Consider the following 20,502-nt stretch of genomic DNA (forward strand, 5'->3'; position numbering starts at 1 on the left):
GACGCGCTCACCGCCGCCGAGGGACTGGCGCTGTTCGACGCCGCGCCGGCCTCCGGGCAGCCGCTGCTGGTGCCGGTCAAGCTGGACCTGGCCGCCCTGCGCTCCGCAGCCGGTGGCGGGATGCTGCCGCCGTTGCTCTCCGGCCTCGTCCGCACGCCATCGCGCCGTGCGGCCCGGGGCGGTACGGCCTCCGGTGGCGCGTTCGCCCGACTGGTCGCCGCGCTGCCGCAGGACCAACAGCCGGGCGCCGTGATGGAGCTGGTACGCGGCCAGGTGGCAGCCGTTCTCGGCTTCGCCGGTCCGGAGGCGGTCGACCCGGCGCGGTCGTTCAGCGAGGTCGGCTTCGATTCGCTGACGGCCGTCGAGCTCCGCAACCGGCTCGGCGCCGCCACCGGCGTACGTCTGCCCGCCACGCTGGTCTTCGACTATCCGACGCCCACCGTCCTGGCGGAGTACCTGCACGCCGAGCTCCTCGGCAGCCAGGAGGCGGCGGCAGCGGCCCCGCTCATGGCCTCCGCGCACGATGACGAGCCGATCGCCATCGTCGCGATGGCCTGCCGCTTCCCCGGTGGGGTGACCTCGCCCGAGGAACTGTGGGGACTCGTCGCGGACGGCCGCGACGCCATCTCCGACATGCCCGACGACCGCGGCTGGGACCTCTCGGGACTGCTCGACCCCACCCGGCCGGGCGCCGACTACAGCCCGACCGGTGGCTTCCTGCACGACGCGCACCACTTCGATCCGACGTTCTTCGGGATCTCGCCGCGCGAGGCCCTGGCCACCGACCCGCAGCAGCGTCTGCTGCTGGAGACGTCGTGGGAGGCGTTCGAGCGGGCCGGCATCGACCCGGCGTCGATGCGCGGCAGCCGCACCGGTGTCTTCGCCGGTGTGATGTACAACGACTACGGCACCCTTCTCCACCGGGCCCCCGAGGGCCTGGAGGGGTACATGGGGACCTCCAGCTCGGGCAGTGTCGCCTCGGGCCGCGTCTCCTACACCTTCGGCCTCGAAGGCCCCGCCGTCACCGTCGACACCGCCTGCTCCTCCTCCCTGGTCACGCTGCACCTGGCCGTGCAGGCCCTGCGCAGTGGCGAATGCGACCTCGCGCTCGCCGGCGGCGTCGCGGTGATGGCCACCCCTGGGACGTTCATCGCCTTCAGCGTCCAGCGCGGACTCGCGACGGACGGCCGCTGCAAGCCGTTCGCGGCGGCGGCCGACGGCACGGCCTGGGGCGAGGGCGTCGGCATGCTCCTCGTGGAGCGACTCTCGGACGCCCGGGCCAAGGGCCATCCCGTCCTCGCGGTCGTCCGCGGATCCGCCGTCAACCAGGACGGTGCTTCCAACGGCCTGACCGCCCCGAACGGCCCGTCCCAGCAGCGCGTCATCCGCCAGGCCCTGGCCAACGCGGGGCTGTCCGCGGCGGAGGTCGACGTCGTCGAGGCCCATGGCACCGGCACCACCCTCGGCGACCCGATCGAAGCCCAGGCGTTGCTGGCCACGTACGGCCAGGAGCACACGGACGAGCAGCCGCTCTGGCTCGGCTCGATCAAGTCCAACGTGGGGCACACGCAGGCCGCCGCCGGCGTCGCGGGCATCATCAAGATGGTCCAGGCGATACGGCACGGTGTCCTGCCCAAGTCCCTGCACGTCGACGAGCCCACCCCGCACGTCGACTGGTCGGCAGGAGCGGTCTCGCTCCTCGAATCGGCCACCCCCTGGCCGGAGACGGGCCGACCGCGCCGGGCCGCCGTGTCCTCGTTCGGCATCAGCGGCACCAACGCGCACACCATCATCGAGCAGGCTCCGGACGAGGACACCCCCGGGCCCGCCACCCCGACCGACACGGCCCCTACGGCGCTGCCGTACGTACTCTCCGCGAAGTCGGCGGACGCGCTCCTCGGTCAGGCCGCACGTCTCCTGGACCACCTGGAGGGCGCGGACGACCTCAGGGCCGTCGATGTGGCCCACTCCCTGGCCACCACCCGGGCCGCCTTCGACCACCGGGCGGTGGTCGTGGCCGGCGACCGCGGCGAGCTGCTGCGCGGCCTGACCGCCCTCAGGGACGAGACCGCGGCAGCGGGCCTCGCCCGCGGCGCCGCGAGCAACGGCAAGACGACGTTCGTCTTCCCCGGCCAGGGTTCGCAGTGGGTGGGCATGGCGGCGGGCCTCCTGGACTCCTCCGTCGTGTTCGCGGCGCGGATCGACGCGTGCGCCAAGGCGTTGGAGCCGTTCACGGACTGGTCGTTGACCGATGTGTTGCGGGGTGTGGAGGGCGCGCCGTCGTTCGATCGGGTGGACGTGGTCCAGCCGGCCCTTTTCTCCGTCATGGTGTCGTTGGCCGAGGTGTGGCGGGCGGCGGGTGTGCGTCCGGGTGCGGTGATCGGTCATTCGCAGGGTGAGATCGCCGCCGCGTGTGTGGCGGGGATCCTGTCGCTGGAGGATGCGGCCCGGGTGGTTGCCCTGCGCAGTCAGGCGATCGGTCGGGTGCTGGCCGGTTTGGGTGGCATGGTCTCCGTGCCCCTGTCCGCTGTCGAGGTGCGTGAGCGGATCGCCACGTGGGGCGAGGCGCGGATTTCCGTCGCCGCTGTCAACGGCCCGTCCTCGGTGGTCGTTTCCGGTGAGGTCGAGGCCCTGGAAGAACTCCTCGCCGCCTGCGAGGCCGACGGCATCCGTGCGAAGCGGATCGCGGTGGACTACGCCTCGCACTCCGCCCAGGTCGACCTGCTGAAGGACGAACTGGGCGAGTTGCTCGCTCCGATCGTTCCGCAGGCCGCGCGGGTGCCGTTCCTGTCGACCGTGACGGGTGAGTGGGTCAATGGGCCCGAGCTGGACGCGGGTTACTGGTTCCGCAACCTGCGGCGGACCGTGGAGCTGGAGGAAGCCACCCGCACCCTCCTGAACCAGGGTTTCGGCGTGTTCATCGAGTCGAGCCCCCACCCCGTCCTGACCGTCGGGATGCAGGAGACCGTGGAGGACGCGGGCCGCGAGGCGGCCGTCCTGGGCTCCCTGCGCCGCAACGAGGGTGGCTTGGAGCGCTTCTGGTTGTCGCTCGGTGAGGCGTACGTGCGGGGTGTGGCCGTCGACTGGGACGCCGTGTTCGCGAACACGGGCGCCCGGCGCGTCGACCTGCCGACCTACGCCTTCCAGCGCGACCGGTACTGGATCGACGTGCCGGTGTCCGCCGTCGGCGACGTCGCCTCCGCCGGGCTCGGCGCGGCCCAGCACCCGTTGCTCGGTGCGGCCGTCGAGCTGCCCGACTCGGACGGGTTCCTGTTCGCCGGTCGGCTGTCCCTGCGTACGCATCCCTGGCTGGCCGACCACCGGGCCGCGGACGCCGTACTGCTGCCCGGGACCGCCTTCGTGGAGCTCGGGCTGCACGCGGCACGGCGGGCCGGCTCCGCCTTCCTGGAGGAACTGACCCTGGAATCACCGCTGGTGCTCCCCGAACAAGGGGCGCTCCAACTCCGCCTCACGGTCGCCGCGCCCGACGCGGACGGCCGGCGGGCGCTGCACGTGCACTCGCGTCCGGAGTCCCGGGACGAGGAGGACGTGCGCGGCCTGGACGAGCCGTGGACGCGGCACGCCGCGGGTGTGCTCGGCTCGGCGGACGGTCGGACCGCCCCGCAGGCCCCGGCCGCGCTGGAGGCCTGGCCTCCCGCAGGCGCCGAGGAGCTCGAAGTGAGCGACCTGTACGAGCTGTTCGCCGCCGGCGGCTACGCGTACGGGCCGGCCTTCCGCAACCTGCGGACCGCCTGGCGGCACGGCGACGAACTGTTCGCCGAACTCGCCCTGGCCGAAGGCCCGCAGGCCGACGCCGCCCACTTCGGCGTGCACCCGGCGCTCCTCGACGCGGGGCTGCACGGCCTCGCCCTGGGGTCCTTCCTCACCGCCGACGACGGCGAGGAGCCGGCCGGGGAAGCCCGCATGCGGGTGCCGTTCGCCTTCACGGGCGTCGGTCTGCACGCCGTGGGCGCGGACGCGCTGCGGGTACGGCTGACCCCCACCGGTTCGGGCGGCGTGTCCCTCGCGGCCTTCGACGGGGACGGCCGGCCGGTCGTGTCGGTGGAGTCGCTGCTGCTGAGGACGCTCGACCCGGCCCGACTGCGGTCGAACCGGCCCGCGTTCCACGAGTCGCTCTTCCAACTGGAGTGGCCCGCTCTCACCGGCAACCCCGCTCGCACCGACGGACGTTGGGCGCTGGTCGGAAACGACCCCCTCGGACTGGAAGACACCCTGCGGGCCGCCGGCATCACCGCCGACGTGTACGGGGACCTGGACGTCCTCTCCGGCGTGGTGGCCGCGGGCAAGCCGGTACCGGACACCGTGCTGGTCACGTACGCCGCGCCCGGTAGGCCGTCCGATTCGGACACGGCCGAGGCCGCCCGGCAGGCCACCCGCCAGGCCCTGGAGTTCGTACAGACCTGGCTGACCGACGAGGCGTTCGCCGAGGCCCGGCTGGTGCTGGTCACCCGCGGAGCGGTCGAGGTACGGCCCGGTGAGGGCGTGCCGGACCTGGCGCACGCCTCGCTGTGGGGGCTGCTGCGGTCCGCCCAGTCGGAGAACCCCGGCCGGTTCCTGCTGCTCGACCTCCACGCGGACACCACGGGCGGGGCCCCCGGCGCCGTGCCGGCGGAGCTCGCCGCGCTGCTCGCCGTCGCCGTCGGGAGCGGGGAACCCCAACTCGCCGTCCGTGACGGAGTCCTGCACGCCGCGAGGCTGGCCCGGGTCCCCGTCGACCGGACCGAGGTGGAGGAGACCGTCGAGGACACGGCGGACCGTACGGAGCTCCCCGCGTGGGACCCGGACGGCACCGTCCTCATCACCGGAGGCACCGGCGTCCTCGGCAGCCTGCTGGCCCGACACCTGGTGACCGGGCGGGGCGTGCGGCGGTTGCTCCTCACCAGCCGGCGCGGCCCCGCCGCGGCCGGCGCCGCCGAGCTGGTCGCGGAACTCGCCGCGCTGGGCGCCGAGGCGGCCGTCGTCGCCTGCGACGCGTCCGACCGGCGGGCGCTGAGCGAGTTGCTGGCCGGCATACCCGCCGAGCACCCGCTCACCGCCGTCATCCACACGGCGGGCCACCTCGACGACGGACTCGTACCGTCGCTGACCGGCGAGCGGATCGACTCGGTCCTGCGGCCCAAGGTCGACGCGGCCCTCCACCTGCACGAGCTGACCCGGGACCTGGACCTCGCCGCGTTCGTCCTGTTCTCCTCGGCGGCCGGCACCCTCGGCAGCCCCGGACAGGCCAACTACGCGGCGGCCAACGCCTTCCTCGACGGCCTGGCACGCAGTCGGCGTGCGGCGGGACTGCCCGCCGTGTCGCTGGCCTGGGGCCTGTGGGAGCAGCGCAGTGAGATGACCGGCGAGCTCACGGACGCCGACGTCCAGCGGATGGCGCGCGCCGGCCTGGCCCCGCTGTCCTCCGAGGAGGGCCTGGCCCTGTTCGACACGGCGTGCGGCTTGACCGGCGGCAGTGTCTTCGTCGCGATCCGGCTGGACACGGGCCCGCTGCGGGCCCAGGCGGACGCCGGAGCCCTCCCGGCCGTCTTCCGGGGGCTGGTGCGCGGCGGACTGCGCAGGGCCGCCGGCCACGGCGCGGGCTCCGCAGCGGCGTCCGCCGCCGCGCAGCGCCTCGCGGGCCTGTCGGCGCTGTCACCGGAGGAGCAGGAGCGGGTGCTGCTCGACCTGGTGCGGGCCCAGGCGGCCGCGGTCCTCGCCTACCCGTCGCCCGACGCGGTGGGGGAGTCCCAGGGGTTCCTGGAGCTCGGCCTGGACTCGCTGACCGCCGTCGAACTGCGCAACCAGCTGAACGCCGCGACGGGCCTGCGACTGCCCGCGACCCTGCTCTTCGACCACCCGACGCCGCTCCTCGTCGCCCAGTTGCTGCGGAGCGAACTCGCCGCGGGCCCGGGCGTCGCGGCCGGTACGGGCCGTACGGCGGGGCAAGGCGGAGAGGACGCCGACGCCGGCATGTTCGGCGCGATGCTCCAGGAAGCGGGCACGCAGGGCGAGTCCGGGCCGTTCATGGAACTGCTCATGCAGGCGTCGCGGTTCCGGCCGTCGTTCGCGTCGGCCGCCGAGCTGCGCAAGGCACCCGCCCTCGTGCGGCTCGCCCGGGGGCAGGACGGACCCGGACTGGTCTGCTTCTCGTCGATCCTGTCGATCTCCGGTCCGCACCAGTACGCCCGGTTCGCGTCCGGCTTCCGCGGCCGGCGGGACGTGCACGCCATGGCGGCCCCCGGCTTCCTGCGCGGCGAGCAACTGCCCTCGACCGTCGACGCGGTCATCGAGGCGCAGGCCGAGGCCGTACTGGCGCACACAGGCGGTTCCCCGTTCGTGCTGCTCGGGCACTCCTCGGGCGGCATGCTGGCCCACGCGGTGGCCGGCCGGCTGGAGGCCGCCGGAGTCTTCCCCGAGGCCGTGGTGCTGGTCGACATCTACTCGCACGACGACGACGCCATCCTCGGCATCCAGCCGGGGCTGTCGGAGGGCGTCGACGAGCGCCAGGGCAGCTACGTCCCCGTCGACGACAACCGATTGCTGGCGATGGGCGCCTACTTCCGGCTCTTCGGGGGCTGGAAGCCGGAGACGGTGAAATCTCCGACGCTGCTGGTCCGGGCGCAGGAGCAGTTCTTCGACTGGCACCGTGCCACGGACGGCGACTGGCGTTCCTACTGGGACCTGGAGCACACCGTGGTGGACGCTCCCGGCAACCACTTCACCATGATGGAGCAGCACGCACAGGCGACGGCCGAAGTCGTCGAGGCGTGGTTGGACGGCACGCGCTGAGTGCGCCGGGCCCGCCGAACCGGGCCCGGCCGCACGGTCGTTGACAGCAACGAAGGGCCCCACCCCCGCGGGGGTGGGGCCCTTCCCCGTACGGGGGCCGGTGGCTCAGGCGCCGCGTCGCACGCGCGCCGCGCGGGACCGGTCGAGGGCGGCGGCCCGCTCGCGTTCCCGGACCCGCTTCTTCGGCAGGCCCATGGCGACGACCTCGAAGTTGTCCTTGGTGACGTCGAGACGGTGGAACAGGTTGTCGGGGCCGGTCACGTACAGGGTGCCCACCCCGAGGCCCTTCAGCGACTCCACCATGACCGGCCAGTGGATCGGCCGGTCGAAGGTGTCCAGCATCATCGTGCGCATCCCGGCGGCGTCCCGCACGACACTGCCGTCGTGGTCGACGACGACGGGCATCGACGGGTCGGCGAACTCGTACGCGCCGAAGACCTCCTCCTCGGCCTTGCGGCGCAGCGCGGAGAACGCCGCGGCGTGCACCGGCGGCCGCATCGAGTACATGGAGTAGCCGCCGGCCGCGCTGATGCCCGCCGTCAGGGCGTCCAGGTCCTTCTCGCGCACGGACAGCATGTGGAAACCGGCGTCGAGCCGGCCGGAGGAGTCGTACCAGGCGCCCCGGTCGTCGAACCCGGCCAGCATCTCGTCCAACCGGTCCTGCGGCGTACGGACGAAGCAGTGCGTGACGACGTCCTCGTAGGCGTCGGCGAAGTACTCCTCCTCGCAGCGGGCCAGTTCCGCGGTCAGCCGGACGACCTCGGTGAAGGACAGCGAACCCACGAACGCGGCCGTGGCCTTCTGACCGAAGCTGGGCCCCGCGCACACGGTGGGGGTGACCCCGAGCGCGTCCACGGCCCGGTCCGCCAACGCTATCGAGTTCACCAGGAACGCGATCTGGAAATCGATCGAGTAATCCTCCTCGGCGTCCCGGAAACGGTCGAACACCGAATAGCCGAGTGCCTCGTCGGCCTCCGCGAGCCGAACCCGGGCGTACGGGTCGAGCATCAGGAACTTGCCGACCTCCGCGAACGACGCGGGACCCATTCCGGGAAAAACGATCGCGGTCCCGGTCCGGGAACCGGCCGATGCGACCGCGGGTGATTCCGCGGTGGCGGCATCCGTCGTTTCGGGGGCGGGAATCGTGTCGTGCGTCGCGTCGTGAGTTGCGTCGTGAATCGCGGCGGGACGAGTCATGAGCCGTGAATACCTTTGCTTCCGGGAGGAATGTGCGGGTCGAGAAAAAGACCTCGCACCCGGGCGGGCGCGGCTGCGCCGGTCCGGGCACGAGGCCGGAGGGGAGGGGTACGGGGTCAGTCCTGGGCCCTGCGGTGGAAGCCCTTGATGCCGATCGCCCCGAAGATCAGGATCGCGGCGGTCAGCGCCGACACGTCCACCCACAGCGGGATCGATCCGGGCCCTCCGGGCGGCAGCAGCAGCGCGCGGATCCCCTCGCTGACGTACGTCAGCGGGTTGAAGGCGCACAGCACCTGGAACCAGCGGACGTCCGCCAGTCCGTGCCACGGGAACTGCGTGCAGCCCGTGAACATCAGCGGGGTCAGCGTCACCGCGAACACGATGCTGATGTGCCGCGCCGGGGCCAGCGTGCCGATGGTCAGGCCCACCGTGCTGCCGGCCAGCGCACCCATCAGCAGGACGCCCAGCGTGGCCGGGAAACTCTCCATCGGCCACGACGCGTGGTCGAGGACCAGGAAGCCCATCGGGATCATCAGCAGCGAGGCGATGATGCCGCGCAGCATGCCGAAGACCAGCTTCTCGATGGCCACCAGGGTGATCGGGATCGGGGCCAGGAGGCGGTCCTCGATCTCCTTGCTCCAGGAGAAGTCGATGATCAGCGGGAGCGCCGTGTTCTGCAGGCTCACCAGGAAGGCGTTGAGCGCCACCACGCCCGGCAACAGGACCTGCTGGAAGTCGCCCCCGGTGTAACCGAGTTCGCCGAGGACCTTGCCGAAGACGAACAGGATGAAGAACGGCTCGACGAGCACCTGGGCGAGGAACGTGCCCAGTTCGCGTCCGGTGACGAACACGTCCCGCCACAGGATGAAGAAGAACGTACGGGTCACCGAGCGGACGCCGGTCGGCGCGGGCCGCAGCTCGCGCGGGAAGTCGGCGACCGGATCGGGCGCGGGGGCGGTGGTGGTGGTGCTCATCGCAGCTCCCGGCCGGTCAGCGCGATGAAGACGTCCTCCAGTGTCGCGGTGCCCACTTTGATGTCCTTGATGTCGCAGTTCGCCGCCGAGAGGGTGGTGATGGCGGCCGGGAGCAGCGTGCCGGTCGGCGCGTCGCTGTAGAGCCGGAGCCGTACGGGCGCGTCCGCGTCGACCGGCGGACGGTGGTCCGCCGCGCCGTCCGCCGGGGCGTCCTCGCGGGGCGGCTCCACGTTCTCGACACGCGTCACCACCTCGATCTTCTCCAGCAGCCGGATGACCTCGGCGCCGCCGCCCTCCGCCGGTCGTACCGTGAGGGTGCAGGCGGTACCGCTCAGGTTCTCCATGAGCGCCTGCGGGGTGTCCAGGGCGAGCAGCCGCCCGTGGTCCACGATTCCGACGCGGTCGCACAGGCGGGCGGCCTCGTCCATGTCGTGCGTGGTGAGCACGGTGGTCACACCGCGCCCGCTCAGCTCGGCGACGCGTTCGTGGATGAAGCGGCGGGCCTGCGGGTCGAGTCCGTTGGCGGGCTCGTCCAGGAACAGCACGTCGGGGCGGTGCATCAGGGCCCGGGCGATCATCACGCGTTGGGCCTGGCCGCCGGAGAGCTGGTCGCCGCGGTCCTTGCCGCGGTCGGCGAGCCCCACCCAGTCCAGGCACTCGTCGGCGAGCCGGCGCCGGTCCGCCCGGCCCATGCCGTGGTAGCCGGCGTGGAAGGTCAGGTTCTGGCGCAGGGTGAGCGACTGGTCGAGGTTGTTGCGCTGCGGCACGACGGCGAAGGCCCGCCGGGCCTGGGCGGGATGGGCCACGACGTCGACGCCCTGCACGAACGCCCGCCCGGCCGTGGGGGCCACGCGGGTGGTGAGGATGCCGATGGTCGTCGTCTTGCCGGCTCCGTTGGGACCGAGGAACCCGAAGACCTCACCCCGGCGGACCGAGAAACTCAGGTCGTCCACCGCCGGCCGGTCACGGTCCCGGTACTTCTTGACAAGTCCGTCGACCACGACAGTGGATTCCACGGATCGTTCAGGTTTCATTTATGCCTGCGAATCGAGTGGGACGCGACGACGGCGGCCGAGGTCCGCGGGGAAGGATATCGCGTGACCGGACGCGCGTCGGGCGCCGACTGAATAGGACACGGAAGTGATGGCTTCCTGTCTAGCATGCGGGGTCACGGGGTGACCCGACCCTGAACGGGCCTAGGGGCAATGGGGAAACGGTTAGGGGGGAATAGGGGTGATCGAATATCGCCGCCGGGAAATATTCTCGCAGCGTTACCGCGTGACCGCGCCGGATCCTCTCCGATCGCCCCAAACATTTCCGCGAGGAGACCCCGTGAAAGCACTCGTCCTGTCGGGGGGATCCGGCACCCGTCCACGCACCCGGTCCTCCGCCCCCGCCGCCGGGCCCCCCGCGCCCGCCACCGGCAGGCCCGTCCTCTTCGACGTCCTGGAAGGCATCGCCGAGACGGGCATCCTCGACGTCGGCATCGTCCTCGGCGAGGGCGCCGACGAGATCCGGGCGGCCGTCGGCGACGGCGCCCGCTTCGGCGTCAGCGTCACCTACCTGCCCCAGCTCCGGTCACCGGGCCCGGCCCAGTCCCTGCGCTGCGCGCGGGACTGGTTGGGCGAGGACGACTTCGTGACGTACCCGGGCGACACCTTCGTCCCGGGCGGGATCGGCGACCAACTGGAACGGTTCCGCACCGACCGCCCGGCCGCGCAGGCGGTTCCGGACCACCCCGGGGTGTACTTCTTCACGGAAGCGGTCCACCGGGCCGTCGAGGACGCGACGCCCCCGGGCGACGACGGAGCCGGTGAACCCGGCACGTCCGGTCCCGGTGGGGCCGGGTTCGCCGATGTCCTGCGCCGACTGGCCGACCAAGGGCTGGAGGTCGTCACCGGCGCGACCGCCGCCGCGGCCACACCCACCTCCGCCGCCACGGACACCACCCCGGCGGGCGCCCCGACCGCCGCCGAGGCCGCCTTCCCGCCCACCGCCGGGGCCACTGTCACGGTCACCGACACCGCCGTCGATCACGGCAGGCCGCAGACCCGTTCATGAAGGCCCTCCGCACGGGAGGCGCCGATCGTATGCCCGACCACGAGTCGTCAGGCACCACCCGATGCGGAGTTTCAGGGAGCATGACCCATGAGCACAGCCGGCCCCCCGCCGGGGAGACCACCCCCGACGAGGTCAGCCTGATCCAGATCCGGCAGCCCGCCGCCCACAGCAGCTACCGGATGATCTGCTTCCCGAGCTCACGGAACTCGCCGCTGTGCTACCTGGCGATGGCCGAGTTACTCCTGCCCACCGTGGAACTGCTCATCGTCCAGTACCCCTCCTCGATCTCCGAGGAGGACCTCGACCCGGAGGCGGGTTCCGTACTCGCCGACAAGGTCTTCGAAGCCGTACGGGGCTGGGCCGATCGCCCGTTCGCCCTGTTCGGACACCGCCTGGGAGCCGAACTCGCCTACGCCGTCGGCTGCCGGCTCGAACGGGAGACGTACACGGCGCCCCTGACCCTGTTCGTCTCCGGACGGACCGCACCAGGCCACCGCGGCAGCCTCGGACCACCCCAACTCGACTGTCGTGTTGTTGCCCTGGCGGCCCGTCACGATCCGCGTGCCACACCCGCCGCCGTCGGATCGTGGCGGCGCAGCACCTCCGGCGGGTTCGACCTGGAGGTCTTCCCCGGAGCCCAGGGATACCTGAGGACGTACCGCAGGGAGGTGGTCAACATCGTGCACGACCAGCTGATCTCGCTCGGCGAAGCGGACCCGCATTGACCGGGGCCCGTGGCGTGAGCGACCGAATTCCCATCCCTGGTGAAGCTCGCGAACCCCGCGATCCACCCCCTGAACGGGCCCGTCCCCCGGCCCGGCGGACCGCACGCCGCCCGGTCGTGGAACGGCCCAGAGGAAGGACATTGTGCGACCGATGACCGCGAAGATATGTGCAGCCGACTCGGTACGGACCATCGACGAGTTCGAACAGGACGCCCTCCGGGTGGCCGGCGCGATCCGCGAACGGGGTGTCGGCCTCGGCGACCGGGTCATGCTCAAGGCCGGCAACTCGGCGAGCTACGTGTGCGTCCTGTACGCGCTCATGCACGTCGGCGCCTCGATCGTCCTCGTCGACCAGCAGGAACACCAGGAGGAGACCCGCCGCATCGCCGTACGGACCGGCGTGAAGGTCACCTTCGTCGACGACGACACCCCCATCTACCCGGACGCCGACCCCGTCCACCTCTACGAACTGATGGTCGCCGTCGCCGACCACCAACCCACCGAACCCGCCCTGTCCTTCGACGCCTGGGGCGACCTGCCCGACGGCCTCATCATGTGGACGTCCGGCTCCACCGGATCACCCAAGGGCGTCGTGAAGTCCGGCGCCTCGTTCCTGCGCAACCTGCGGCGCAACGCCGACCAGGTCGGGCACCGCCCCGACGACGTACTGATGCCGCTGCTGCCGTTCGCCCACCAGTACGGCCTGTCGATGGTGCTCATCGCCTGGCTCACCCGCTGCTCGCTGGTGATCGCCCCCTACCGACGTCTGGACCGCGCCCTGCGCATGGGCCGCGACGCCGGGGTGACGGTCATCGACGCGACCCCTTCCAGCTACCGCAGCATCCTCAGCCTCGTCACCCGCAAGGCCTCGCTGCGCCGCCACCTGGCCGACGTCCGCATGTTCTGCGTCGGCGCCGCCCCCCTCGACGCCCCGCTGGTCGAGCAGTACCGCACCGAGTTCGGACTGCCGCTGCTCGACAGCTACGGTTCCACGGAACTCGGCAACATCTCCTTCGCCACCCTCGACAACCCCGTCGCCTGCGGCCGGGCCATGGAGGGCATCCGGCTCCGGATCGTCGACGAGGACCGCCGCGAGCTGGCCGCGGGGGAGACGGGCGAGATCGAGGTCGACACCCCCGACGCCCTCGAAGGGCAGGTGTCCGAGGACGGCACCGTCGTGCCGGCGCACGCGACCGGCTGGCAGGCCACCGGAGACCTCGGTCACCTCGACGCCGGCGGCAACCTGCACGTCCTGGGCCGCAAGTTCGCCGTCCACCGCATGGGTTACACCCTCTACCCCGAACTCATCGAGCGGAAGGTGTCCGCCGAGGGCTGCCCCACCCGCATCGTGCCGCTGCCCGACGAACTGCGCGGCTCCCAGCTCGTCTTCTTCGTCGAGGACGAGGAGCTGCGGGACGCCGCCCACTGGCGGGAGCGGCTGTGCGACCTGCTACCGGCCTACGAACAGCCCAACAAGGTGGTGGTGTTGGAGCGCTTCCCGCTGAACCGCAACGGCAAGCCCGACAAGAAGGCGCTCGCCGTGCTCGCAGCCGAGGCGTGAGGAACCCGACGTCGCGGTGAAGGCGCCCCCGCGTTCGCGCGGGGGCGCCTTCGTCCGTACCCGGCCCGCGCGCGGCGGACCGGACGCGGGTCAGTCGTCGTAGGGGAGTTCGACGGGAGCCAGCGCGTCGAAGAGGTCACCGGGGCCGGGGTTGTCCGGGTGCGTCGAGCCGCCCAGGTGGTCCACCACGCCCCACACCGCGTTCAGCGCCGTGGTCACGGCACCCTCCGCGAACCCGCCGGTCCACGACACGTCGTCGCCGCACAGGAAGAAACCGCGGTCCCCGGCGGGCAGCCCGCGCTGCATGAACTGGGTGAACAGCCGCCGCTGGTAGCGGTAGTGACCGGGCAGGTTCGCCTTGAAGGCGCCCATGAAGTGCGGCTCGGTCTCCCAGGTGACGGAGAGCGGCTCACCCCGCACGTGCGAACGGATGTCCAACCCCGGATAGATTGCCGCGAGTTGCCCCAGCAGGGCGTCGAGCCGCTGCCGCGGGCTCAGCGTGGCCATCTTCAGCGAATCGTCGTTCCAGGTGTACGACAGGCACATCACGCCCGGCCGGTCCGGGCCGTCGTCGAAGAGGTACACGCCGCGCGGCATCCGGTCGGTGAGCGTCATGCTCATCACCGGCAGGCCGGTGGCCGGGTCCAGGTCCTTCCAGAACGGCCGGTCGGTGAGGACGAACAGCTTGGACGAGCCCATGTAGTGGGTCCGCTCCACCGCCGTCCACAGCGGCGCGCTCAGCAGCGCCGGATCGGCCTCCACCCGGTTCAGCAACGTCCACACGTGCGGGGTGTACACCACCGCAGGGAACCGGTCCCGCCGGCCCCCGGTGTCGGTGACGGCGAACCCCGGGCCGTCGCGCTCCACGGCCCGCACCCCCGGCCGGGCGCTCCCGCCGTGCAGGGAGGCCAGCGAGGTGCCCGCCGGCCAGTGCGCGCACCGCTCGGGACGGTGCTCCCACAGCCCGCGGGGAATCTGCTGGGAGCCGCCGAGGACGGCCATCTGGTGGTCGTCGGCCTCCGTGTAGACCACGCGCAGGATTTCCAGCAGCGAGTTGGGGAAGTCGGTGTCCCAACCGCCGGTGCCGAAGCCGACCTGGCCGAATATCTCCCGGTGCCGGAACGAACGGAACGCCGAACTGGTCGCGAGGAAGCCGTGGAAGGACTGGTCGTCGAACTCCCGCACCAGCCGACCCCAGACGTGCTTGAGGGTCTCCACGTCGCGCCGCCGGACGGCGTCGCGCATGGTGGCCAGCTCGGCCCGCTCCTGGAGGGACTTCTCCCAGGCGGTGGCCACCTCCTGATAGATGTCGGGGAGTTGCTCGGCGCTCCGCACGGTGTGACGTACGCCGCCCAGGTCGATCAGGGTGCTCGGGGTGTGCGGCGCCAGCGGGTTGGGGAAGGGGCTGGTGCGCAGGTCCAGCAGGTCGATGTAGTGGAACAGGGCACGGGCCGATCGCGGGAAGCGCATCGCGCCCATCTCCGCCACGCAGTCCGGCTGCTCGGGGAAGGCCACCGACCGCATGCGGCCGCCGAGTTGGTCCACCTCGTACACGACCGGGCGCAGGCCCAGCCGCATCAGTTCGTAGGCGGCGGTCAGCCCGGCCATCCCGCCGCCCACCACGGCGACCGGTGTGCCGGCGCGGCCGGGAGGCAGGGAGCCCAGGCCCGCCGGGTGGTCCAGCCAGCCGTCGTAGGAGAACGGGAAGTCCGGCACGAGCATGGTGGTGGGAGCCGGGCTTGCTGATGTCATCTGGAGAACCTCTCGGGCCGGTGCGACATCGCTTCCAGGGGAACCGGGCACGAGCCGGCGCAGCCGGGGACGCGGCACGGGGCCGTCTCGGCGGGAGGGATCCACGCGCCGTACGCCGTGCGCGGTCGGTCCGGTCCTCGCACGCTACGCAGCGGGCCCCGAACCGGACAACCCCTACCGACCCGACTGCCCGGCCGCACCGGTGGCGCCGTACGGGGTGTCGCGCCCCGGTGTCCCCCCGGTGGCCGCGATCCGGTGGGCGGGGACGGCGATCGTCGTCACCACCAGGCCGCGGTGCGCGAGCCAGCGGCCGTTGAACGCGGTCACCGGCCGGCCGTCCGGGTCGGTTCCCGGCCGCAGGACACGGGCCCGGAACGTGCCGCTCCGCAGGCCGTCCGGGGCGCCCGCGGTGCCGGGGGCGCCCGGGGTGAAGTCCCCGTCGTCGTCGGCGCGGTCGTCGGCGCGGTCGTCCGTGCGGAAGGAGAGGGCGGCGTCCTCGAAGTCCAACTCGGTGCCGACCAGCGGGTACCAGGTCTTGTACACGGCCTCCTTGGCGCTGAACAGGAGCCGGTCCCGGCAGTACCGCCCCGCTCCGGCCGTACGGGCCCAGGCGAGTTCCTGGGGCAGGGCGATCGATTCCAGCACCCCCCGGGGCAACGGCCGGTCGGGTTCCGCGTCGATGCCCACCGCCATCAGGTCGGTGTCCCGGGCGAGGACGGCGGCCCGGTAGCCGGAGCAGTGCGTCATGCTGCCCACCACTCCCGCCGGCCACTGCGGCACGTTGCGCCGGCCGGGCAGCACCGGCGTCGGGGGCAGCCCGAGGGCGGCCAGCGCCCGGCGGGCGCAGCCCCGTACGGTGGTGAACTCCTCGCGCCGCTCCTGCGTCGCGCCGGCCACCAGGGCGGCCTCCTCGGGGTGGAGCACGGCGGAGCCGTCCGGCCCGAACGACTCGCTCGCGCGCACCCCTTCGGGCAGCAGGGTCTCGATCACTTCCCGTCCTCCCCGGCGGTGTACGGGAGGATCTGCCGCAGCAGACCCTTGGGGTGGCCCCGGCGGCGCCACTCGCGCGGGTAGCCGATGGACACCTCCTCGAAGCGCACCCCGTCGTACCAGGTGGTGCGGGGGATGTGCAGGTGTCCGTAGACGACGGCGGCCGTGCGGAACCTGCGGTGCCAGTCGGCGGTGAGCACGGTGCCGCACCACTGGGCGAACTCCGGGTGCCACAGCACGTCCGTGGGTTCGCGCACCAGCGGGAAGTGGTTGACCAGGACCAGCGGCACCGCCGGGTCGTGGGCTTCGAGCCGGCGCAGGGTGTGCGCGACGCGCGCCCGGCACCAGTCGTCGCGCGTCGGGTACGGGTCGGGGTGCAGGAGGTACTCGTCGGTGCAGACGACGCCCGCCTCGTGCGCCCGGGCCAGGGACTCCTCCTTGGTCCTGGTCCCCGCCACCCGGAAGGTGTAGTCGTACAGCAGGAACAGCGGGGCGACGGCGACCGGACCGCCGGGTCCCTCCCACAACGGCCACGGGTCCTCGGGCGTGGCGACGCCCAGCCCGCGGCACATCTCGACCAGGTGCCGGTAGCGCTTCTCTCCGCGCGCCTGGACCGGGTCCTCGCGCGGGGTCCACAGTTCGTGGTTGCCCGGCGCCCACACCACCTTGGCGAAGCGTTCGGACAGCAGGCGCAACGCCCACTCGATGTCCTCGGTCAGTTCACCGACGTCACCGGCGACGATCAGCCAGTCGTCGGGGTGGGTGGGGCGCAGCGATTCGGTGATGGGCCGGTTGTCGGCCATCCCGATGTGCAGGTCGCTCACCGCGAGCAACCGGGGACCGGGAGCACCGGCGGACGCGGGTCCGCCCGGGCCACCGGTCTCCTCGGCGGGATCAGGCAGTATGTGCGACATCGAGGTCCCAACTGACCGGCAGGTCTTGGCGGCGCGTGATGTTGATCTTGCGGTAGACGCGGGTGAGGTGCTGTTCCACCGTACTGACGGTGATGAAGAGCTTCGCCCCGATCTCGCGGTTCGTGTACCCGTGCGCGGCCAGGGCCGCCACCCGTCGCTCGGCGTCCGTCAGGGGTGCCGTCGCGCTCGGCCGCGAGCGTACGGGGGTCGGCAGCTGTGCGGGCGCGGGCCGGGCCGGCACGCGCAGTACGGGCTGGGTGCGGTACAGGTCCTCCCGCGCACCGCGGACCTCGGCGATCCGCCCGGCCCGGCGGGTGCAGCTGCGCCCCTGGGCCGCGTCGCCGAGCTGCTCGTACGCCGTTCCCAGGTCCGTCAGCGCCCGGGCCAGTTCGCGGGAGTCGCCCTCCTCCTGGAGCAGCGTCACCGCCCGCTCCAGCAGTACGGGCCGATCGGCCGCCGGTCGGGCGGCGGCCAGGACGCGCAGCGCCATGCCGCGCACCCGGGGTCCGGCCTCCCGGGCGAGCTGTTCCCGGGCGAACTGTTCCGCCTGGTCGCGGTTGCCGAGGGCCAGCGAGGCCTCCGCCATCCCGACCCGCCAGGGCGCGAGCCCCTCCCGGTCCATGTCCCACTCGCGCATCAGCCGTCCGCAGGCCATGAAGTCGGTCAGTGCGGCGTGATGCCGGCCGGTGGCGAGCCGGTGACCTCCACGCGCGTAGAGGTAGTGCAGTCCGTACCTGGTCAGGAGCATCTGTTCCGGTACCGGGTGGTTGTCCACGAGGGCCGCCGCCGCCTCGTGGTCGCCCAGGGCGGTCCGCGCCTCGATGAGGGCGGACAACGGCATGCCTATGCCCACGCCCCAGCCCTGCGGGGTGAGTTGTCGCATCGACTCCGCCGCCAGCCGGCGGGCCAGGTCCGGCTCGCCGCGGCGCAGCGCCATGTGCGCGCGCATCGCCTGCATGACGGCGGTCCAGCCGGGGGCGTCGTGCTCGGAGGCCTCGTCGAGCAGGCGGTCCGTCCACAGGATGGCCTCGCCCAGCCGCTCCGAGTACAGCAGCGTGAGCAGGCAGGCCCGGATGGTGACGTGGCTGTCCTCGGTGAGCCGGGAGCCGGCCAGGATCCGTTCGGCGGTCTCGCCGTGCTCCTCGTCCACGGCGGCCCGCTCGCGGTGGCCCGGGCCGCTGCCGGCGCCCAGGACGCCCTGCAGGACCCGGATCCCGGTCATCGCCCAGTCCTCGGGGGACTCCGCCGGGGAGGCCGGGTCGGCCGGGCCGAGCGCGTGGTCCAGCCGGTCCACCAGCGTGGGGTAGGTGGAGGCCAACAGCGTACGTACGTTGTGCAGTTGACGGGTCAGTCGGGGATCGGACGGCTTCGGCATGGCGTCGAGGGCGTGTTCGATGGCGATCGAGGCGTCATCGACCCAGCCGTTCCACAACAGGTCGCCGACCAGCCGCAGGGAATCGGTGACGGGTAGCGTTCCTTCGCGCAACGCGGCGTTCAGCGGCTGGAGTTCCCGCGCCCAGGCCGACGGGTTCACCCGCCAGACGAACTTGGCCGTACTGGCCCGCAGCCGCAGTCGTTCCCGCTCGTCGCGCGAGCACTCCTCCGCCAGCCGCAGGCAGCTCACCGCGAACTCGACCCGCTGGGCGGCCAGCGCCGTGTGCGCGGCGGCGCTCAGCACTCCCGGCACCCACTCCTCGTCGGGGACGGCCGCACCGTTGCCCAGCAGGTGCGCGGCGACGGCCATCGGGGCCGCCCCCGCTTCGTACAGCAGCCCGGCCGCCCGCCGGCGCAACTGGACCAGGGCGTCGTCGGGCAGGCTCTCCCGTACGGCCGTGCGCACCGCGCCGTGCCGGAACCGTTCGCCCGCCAGGATGCCCGCGTCGCCCAGGGCGGCCACCACCTGCTGCACCGTCCGCTCGTCGCTCTCCACGAGCCGGGCCAACAGCGCTCGCGCGGTCGAGCTGCCCAGCAGGGCGATGCCCTGGGCGACCCGCAGGCCCTCGGCGCCGGTCCGGTGGACGCAGATCAGCGCGTTCTGTAGGAACTGTTCCCCGGCGGGGAACGCTCCGTCGGTCGGTTCCGCGGCGCGCTGCCGGTGGACGCGGTCGTCGAGGAGGCTGTGGACCAGCAGCGGGTTGCCGCCGGTCGCCTTGTGCAGGGAGAGGGCCAGGCGGGCGGTGGGCGAGGTTCCGGGCGCGTCGTCGCCCGCGGGGGCGGCTTGCCCGGTCCGCCCGGCGAGGAGGGCTTCCACCCCGCGACCGCTGAGCGGTCCGAGCCGCAGGTGCAGGCCGTCGACCTGGCGGAGCAGTTCGTCCAGGACGTGCGAGGCGGTCGTTCCCGCGTCGGGGCCGCAGGTGACGACCAGCGCGAGGTTCCCGGCCGTGGCGCGCGCCCGGCCCATGGCGTAGAGGAGGCACTGCAACGACTGGGGGTCCGCGTACTGCACGTCGTCGACGGCGATCAGTACGGGGCCGTGCGCCGCGAGGCCGGCGAGGCGGGCGTGGACCGCCATGAGGGTCGACGCGGGGACGAGTTCCTCGGCGCCGACCGGCCCGTGGAGGGCGAGGGGGCCGGCCGCCTCGCGGGTGTCGCGCAGCAGCTCCTCCACCACGCCGAAGGGTATGTGTCGTTCGGAGACGGAGGTCACGGCGCTGAGCAGGCGGATGCCCGCCTCGGCCGTGGGTTCCAGCACGCGATGGAGCAGTGCCGTCTTGCCGGAGGCGACCGGACCGCTGATGACGGCGATCCGGCAGGGTCTGGAGGGGTCGTCGGGGACTGCCCGGCGCGCGGCCGCGTGGCCGGCGCCGTGAGCGGCGGTGTGGGCCCGGGCGGCGCCGGTCACCCAGGCGGTCAGCTTGGCGATCTGTTCATCCCGCTCGACCAGCATGGCTGTAGAAGCCTCCCCTGAGATTCGGAGCGACACATCTCGGTCCTGTGGCAAGACGTGGCTATTCCTTGGAGTCCCGCACGGGGAAGTGGTGCCCGGGGAGCGCGTGGAATTCTGCGCTCGCCGTTGGTCAAACGGCAGGCCGGTTCTTCCCGTTCGGCAGGTCCGATCAAACTCTAGCAACACTCGACCGGCCTTCCGGCTGGACTCCGTTTTGAATGACACGCAGCCAAGGGGCCGTTGGTTCAGGTGAATCGGGGAAAAAGCCCGTGGCCGTATCGGGAACCTCAAGAAAACCTCAAACACTCATTGCTCAACCTTTACGGCTCTAGGGGTCGGCGCGCGCAGAATAGGGGTCGGAGACGGTGGAGGAGCCACGGTGCCCGCTCGTTTAATGGTGGGGCGCGGGCCTTTGGCGGCCCGTCGGAAGAGACGAGCCGACCGCCTCGCGGGGCCGGGGTCGAGAGGGCACATGACGACGAACCTCACCGGGAAAGTGGCCGAGTTGCGGGACCTCCGTGAGGAGGCGCGGCGCGGGCCGAGCGATCGGGCGACCCAGGCGCAGCACGCCAAGGGCAAGCTGACGGCCCGGGAGCGGATCGCGCTCCTGCTCGACGAGGGGTCCTTCAAGGAGGTCGAGCAGTTGCGTCGG

At 72.5% G+C, this 20,502-nt stretch carries 12 protein-coding genes; 5 read left to right on the forward strand and 7 right to left on the reverse strand.

The genetic code is table 11. From position 1 onward, the window contains the following. On the forward strand, positions 1-6,789 hold a 6,789-nt coding region (locus AB0D46_RS36475; protein WP_362884133.1), incomplete at its 5' end, for an SDR family NAD(P)-dependent oxidoreductase. A 105-nt stretch (positions 6,790-6,894) separates the two neighbouring features. On the opposite strand, the gene AB0D46_RS36480 is transcribed toward AB0D46_RS36475, so the two are convergent. From AB0D46_RS36480 to AB0D46_RS36490, 3 genes are all read right to left on the reverse strand, one after another. Further along, positions 6,895-7,836 (reverse strand): ACP S-malonyltransferase, encoded by a 942-nt coding sequence (locus AB0D46_RS36480; protein ID WP_362884135.1) that lies wholly within the window; start codon positions 7,834-7,836, stop codon positions 6,895-6,897. A gap of 266 nt (positions 7,837-8,102) precedes the next feature. After that, on the reverse strand, positions 8,103-8,960 hold the full coding sequence (locus AB0D46_RS36485; RefSeq protein WP_362884137.1) for an ABC transporter permease: 858 nt from the start codon (positions 8,958-8,960) through the stop codon (positions 8,103-8,105). Beyond that, the gene (locus AB0D46_RS36490; protein WP_362884139.1) at positions 8,957-9,976 is read right to left on the reverse strand and encodes an ABC transporter ATP-binding protein; all 1,020 of its coding nucleotides are present in this window, start codon (positions 9,974-9,976) and stop codon (positions 8,957-8,959) included. The genes AB0D46_RS36485 and AB0D46_RS36490 overlap by 4 nt, the downstream gene beginning before the upstream one ends. 316 nt (positions 9,977-10,292) lie before the next feature. On the opposite strand from AB0D46_RS36490, the gene AB0D46_RS36495 reads away from it, so the two are divergent. From AB0D46_RS36495 to AB0D46_RS36505, 3 genes are all read left to right on the forward strand, one after another. After that, positions 10,293-11,021: a sugar phosphate nucleotidyltransferase gene (locus AB0D46_RS36495; protein WP_362884141.1), complete on the forward strand. Its 729-nt coding sequence runs from the start codon at positions 10,293-10,295 to the stop codon at positions 11,019-11,021. 80 nt (positions 11,022-11,101) lie between these two features. After that, positions 11,102-11,746 carry a thioesterase domain-containing protein gene (locus tag AB0D46_RS36500; protein WP_362884143.1) on the forward strand — a complete coding sequence of 215 codons (645 nt, stop codon included), beginning with the start codon at positions 11,102-11,104 and terminating at the stop codon, positions 11,744-11,746. A gap of 151 nt (positions 11,747-11,897) precedes the next feature. Further along, on the forward strand, positions 11,898-13,307 hold the full coding sequence (locus AB0D46_RS36505) for a class I adenylate-forming enzyme family protein (RefSeq protein ID WP_362884145.1): 1,410 nt from the start codon (positions 11,898-11,900) through the stop codon (positions 13,305-13,307). 90 nt (positions 13,308-13,397) lie between these two features. Here AB0D46_RS36505 and AB0D46_RS36510 read toward each other — a convergent pair whose 3' ends face one another. The 4 genes from AB0D46_RS36510 to AB0D46_RS36525 form a co-directional block, all read right to left on the reverse strand. Beyond that, positions 13,398-15,059, reverse strand: a complete 1,662-nt coding sequence (locus AB0D46_RS36510; protein WP_362884146.1) for an NAD(P)/FAD-dependent oxidoreductase — start codon at positions 15,057-15,059, stop codon at positions 13,398-13,400. A 174-nt stretch (positions 15,060-15,233) separates the two neighbouring features. Beyond that, positions 15,234-16,049 (reverse strand): 4'-phosphopantetheinyl transferase superfamily protein, encoded by an 816-nt coding sequence (locus AB0D46_RS36515; protein WP_362884148.1) that lies wholly within the window; start codon positions 16,047-16,049, stop codon positions 15,234-15,236. After that, the gene (locus tag AB0D46_RS36520) at positions 16,046-16,852 is read right to left on the reverse strand and encodes a metallophosphoesterase (RefSeq protein ID WP_362884154.1); all 807 of its coding nucleotides are present in this window, start codon (positions 16,850-16,852) and stop codon (positions 16,046-16,048) included. Before AB0D46_RS36520 ends, AB0D46_RS36515 begins: the two co-directional genes overlap by 4 nt. Before the next feature lie 91 nt (positions 16,853-16,943). Beyond that, positions 16,944-19,850, reverse strand: coding sequence for an AAA family ATPase (locus AB0D46_RS36525; RefSeq protein ID WP_362884150.1), 2,907 nt, complete (start codon positions 19,848-19,850; stop codon positions 16,944-16,946). Positions 19,851-20,322: 472 nt separating this feature from the next. Between AB0D46_RS36525 and AB0D46_RS36530 the strand changes: the two genes are divergently transcribed. Next, a partial coding sequence (locus AB0D46_RS36530; RefSeq protein WP_362884152.1) for a carboxyl transferase domain-containing protein occupies positions 20,323-20,502 on the forward strand: 180 nt, incomplete at its 3' end.

This window comes from Streptomyces sp. NPDC048383, assembly GCF_040651775.1.
In the GTDB taxonomy this organism is placed as follows: Bacteria; Actinomycetota; Actinomycetes; order Streptomycetales; family Streptomycetaceae; genus Streptomyces.